Annotated in this window: 2 tRNA genes and 2 rRNA genes; all 4 read left to right on the forward strand. The window is 48.4% G+C overall.

What is annotated here, in order from left to right:
* Window positions 1–116: ribosomal RNA gene (locus ACFYKX_RS27205) — 16S ribosomal RNA — on the forward strand; the annotation flags it as partial.
* 84 nt (window positions 117–200) lie between these two features.
* Window positions 201–277: transfer RNA gene (locus ACFYKX_RS27210), tRNA-Ile, on the forward strand.
* A 9-nt stretch (window positions 278–286) separates the two neighbouring features.
* Window positions 287–362, forward strand: a tRNA-Ala gene (locus tag ACFYKX_RS27215).
* A 285-nt stretch (window positions 363–647) separates the two neighbouring features.
* Window positions 648–1,367, forward strand: a 23S ribosomal RNA gene (locus tag ACFYKX_RS27220); the annotation flags it as partial.

Genomic DNA, 1,367 nt, shown 5'->3' on the forward strand with positions numbered 1-1,367 from the left:
CACCCGAAGTCGGTGGGGTAACCTTTTGGAGCCAGCCGCCTAAGGTGGGACAGATGATTGGGGTGAAGTCGTAACAAGGTAGCCGTATCGGAAGGTGCGGCTGGATCACCTCCTTTCTAAGGATATTTACTAGACGTGACGATATGATTTGTTTAGTTTTGAGAGAGCAATTCTCTCTATAAAATATGAAATTCCGTTATGGGCCTATAGCTCAGCTGGTTAGAGCGCACGCCTGATAAGCGTGAGGTCGATGGTTCGAGTCCATTTAGGCCCACCATTTCATAACGGGGCCTTAGCTCAGCTGGGAGAGCGCCTGCCTTGCACGCAGGAGGTCAGCGGTTCGATCCCGCTAGGCTCCACCAATTCTATACATGGTAACACCAAAGCTGATAAAGCTTTTTTGTTTGCCAAAATTGTTCCTTGAAAACTAGATAATGATTTAATGAAGAAGGCAAAATGAAAGGTGGAAGCGACTGTTCAACTTCGAGAGGCGTTGGAGAGCTGACCAACAAATCCTGGTTTTTGGATTTGATGGGCAGATCGAAACGACCGAGAAGTTAGGAGCTGAAGCTGGACAAGTAAGAATTACCGAGTAATCGCCATTTTAGTTTTTTCTCTAATTGATATTAGAGTTCTGATTAACCGTAGGTTAAGTTAGAAAGGGCGCACGGTGGATGCCTTGGCACTAGGAGCCGATGAAGGACGGTACTAACACCGATATGCTTCGGGGAGCTGTAAGTAAGCTTTGATCCGGAGATTTCCGAATGGGGGAACCCACCATCCGTAATGGGATGGTATCCTTACCTGAATACATAAGGTATGGAAGGCAGACCCGGGGAACTGAAACATCTAAGTACCCGGAGGAAGAGAAAGCAAATGCGATTCCCTAAGTAGCGGCGAGCGAAACGGGATTAGCCCAAACCAAGAGGCTTGCCTCTTGGGGTTGTAGGACACTCTATACGGAGTTACAAAGGAATGAAGTAAACGAATCGGTCTGGAAAGGCCAGTCATAGAAGGTAACAACCCTGTAGTTGAAACTTCGTTCCCTCTTGAGTGTATCCTGAGTACGGCGGGACACGTGAAATCCCGTCGGAAGCAGGGAGGACCATCTCCCAAGGCTAAATACTCCCTAGTGACCGATAGTGAACCAGTACCGTGAGGGAAAGGTGAAAAGCACCCCGGAAGGGGAGTGAAAGAGATCCTGAAACCGTGTGCCTACAAGTAGTTAGAGCCCGTTAACGGGTGATAGCGTGCCTTTTGTAGAATGAACCGGCGAGTTACGATTACATGCGAGGTTAAGTTGAAGAGACGGAGCCGTAGCGAAAGCGAGTCTGAATAGGGCGAATGAGTATGTGGTCGTAGACCCG

This window comes from Cytobacillus spartinae, assembly GCF_042865285.1.
Taxonomy (GTDB): domain Bacteria; phylum Bacillota; class Bacilli; order Bacillales; family Cytobacillaceae; genus Robertmurraya_A; species Robertmurraya_A spartinae.